The organism is Micrococcus sp. (assembly GCF_034179925.1).
Lineage (GTDB): Bacteria > Actinomycetota > Actinomycetes > Actinomycetales > Micrococcaceae > Micrococcus.
In genome coordinates, this window is sequence record NZ_JAXFPG010000051.1 from 1 (window position 1) to 2429 (window position 2429).

A 2429-nucleotide genomic window follows, 5' to 3' on the forward strand; every position below is an offset into this window, starting at 1 on the left:
CCCCCCCACTCTCGCCCCACACCGCCTCGCTGCCCCCCCCCCCCCCCCCCCCGCTCCCCCCCCCCCGCGCGGGGGGCTAACGGGCCCGTATGGCCCCCCTAATTCGGGGCCCTTCCGCCCCCGGAGCGTGGCAGGAACCCCGTGACTCACAACCCGTAGACTCTCGGGCGGTCGAGAGAGCGGAGAACCCATGAGCATGGAGTCGGCGGCACGTGCGTCCATGATGCGGATGACGCATGGACGCAACCAGACCGTCCAGCAGCCCCTGTCCCCGGGGACGGTGCGGCGCACCGTCGCGTTCGCCGGCCGGTACCGCGGCCGGCTGGTGGTGTTCGTCCTCGCCTCCATCGTGGGGGCGGTGCTCGGCGTCGCCTCCCCAGTGCTGGCCGGGCACGTCGTCAACGCCATCACCGGAGGCCAGGACGGCGGGCTCGTGGTCCGCCTGGCCCTGCTCATCGCGCTCGTAGCCGTGCTCGACGCAGCCCTGGGCGTGTTCACCAAGTGGCTCTCCTCCGACCTCGGCGAACGGGTCATCTACGACCTGCGCACCCGCGTGTTCGACCACGTCCAGCGCATGCCCGTGGCCTTCTTCGAACGCACCCGCACCGGTGCGCTCGTCTCCCGGCTCAACAACGACGTGATCGGCGCACAGTCCGCGATCTCCCGCACCCTCTCCGGAGTGGTGGCCAACCTCGTCTCCGTGGCGCTCACCCTGGCCGTCATGGCGGCTACCAGCTGGCAGGTCACCGTGCTCTCCCTGCTTCTGTTGCCGGTGTTCCTGGTGCCCGCGCGGATCGTCGGCTCCCGGCTCGCCGGCCTGTCCCGGGAACGAGCCGGACACAACGCCGCCATGGGCGACCAGATGACCGAGCGCTTCTCCGCCCCCGGCGCCACCCTCATCAAGCTGTTCGGCCGCCCCGGCGCCGAGTCCGCCGAGTTCGCCCGCCGTGCCGACCGCGTACGCGCCACCGGCGTGAACATCTCCGTGCGCCAGGCCGTGTTCACCACCCTGCTCACCCTTGTCTCGGCGCTCGCGCTCGCGGCCGTGTACGGGGTGGGCGGGCTCCAAGCGATCGCGGGCACCCTGGACGCCGGCGACGTCGTGACCCTCGCCCTGCTGCTCACCCGCCTCTACGCGCCCCTGACCTCCCTGGCCAACGCGCGTGTGGAGGTGATGAGCGCCCTGGTCAGCTTCGAGCGGGTGTTCGAGGTGCTGGACCTCGAGCCGCTCATCCGGGAGCCGGAGCCCGGCAGGGCGCGGGCGCTGCCGGCCGGCCCGCTGTCCGTGCGGTTCCGGGACGTGCGCTTCGCCTACCCCTCCGCGCAGGAGGTGTCCCTGGCGTCCCTCGAGGAGGTGGCGGTGCTGGACACCCGCGGCGGCGAGGAGGTGCTGCACGGGATCGACCTGGAGGTCCCCGCCGGGCACACCGTGGCCCTCGTGGGCTCCTCCGGGGCGGGCAAGTCCACAATCGCCTCCCTCGTGGCCCGCCTGCACGACGTCGGCTCCGGCGCCGTGGAGGTCGGCGGCGTGGACGTGCGCGACCTCGCCTTCGCGGACCTCCAGGAGGCGGTGGGCATGGTGACCCAGGACGGTCACCTGTTCCATGACACGGTGCGCGGCAATCTGCTGCTCGCCCGCCCCGAGGCCACCGACGAGGAGCTGTGGGACGCCGTCGGGCGGGCGCGGCTGCGCGGGGTGGTCGAGGCCCTGCCGGACGGGCTGGACACCGTGGTCGGTGAGCGGGGCTACCGGCTCTCCGGCGGTGAGCGTCAGCGCATGACGATCGCCCGGCTGCTGCTGGCCGCCCCGCGCGTCGTGGTGCTGGACGAGGCGACGGCGGCGCTGGACTCCACGAACGAGCGGGCCATCCAGGAGGCGCTGGCGGAGGCGTTGGCCGGGCGGACGGCGATGGTGATCGCCCACCGGCTGAGCACGGTGCGGGACGCCGACGAGATTCTCGTGGTGGAGGGCGGCAGGATCGTGGAGCGCGGGCCGCATGAGGCCCTGCTGGCCGCCGGGGGTCGGTACGCGGAGCTGTACACCACGCAGTTCGCGGACCAGGGCTGAGGGGGGCGGGGCCGGGGTCGAGGCCGAGGGCCGGACGGGGCCGGCCCGGATGCGGGGTGCCGGCCGAGCGCGACCGCCCGTTCCCCAGCGCCCGGGGGCCCGTGCCGCCGGGGCCCACCGGGGGGGACGCCACCGCCGCCGTCCCAGGTGAGGAGGAGAAGTAGAAGAAGAAAAAGGAGAAGAAAAGAAGAAAAAGGAGAAGAAAAGAAGAAAAAGGAGAAGAAAAGAATAAAATATTTTTTTTTTGTCATTTAATTCCTATTGTTATTTGGTTTGTGCGGGTGAGGATGAGAAGTAGAAGAAGAAAAAGGAGAAGAAAAGAAGAAAAAGGAGAAGAAAAGAAGAAAAAGGAGAAGAAAAG

Annotated in this window: 1 protein-coding gene; it reads left to right on the top strand. The window is 70.5% G+C overall.

Translation table 11 applies throughout. The features are described from left to right. The first annotated feature begins 190 nt into the window (after positions 1-190). Positions 191-2068, top strand: coding sequence for an ABC transporter ATP-binding protein (locus SPI96_RS09930; protein WP_321082206.1), 1878 nt, complete (start codon positions 191-193; stop codon positions 2066-2068). The last annotated feature ends 361 nt before the right edge of the window (positions 2069-2429 follow it).

Coding starts and splice junctions, on each gene's coding strand:
- SPI96_RS09930 (WP_321082206.1), top strand. CDS start 191: ATGAGCATGGAGTCGGCGGCACGTGCGTCCATGATGCGGATGACGCAT.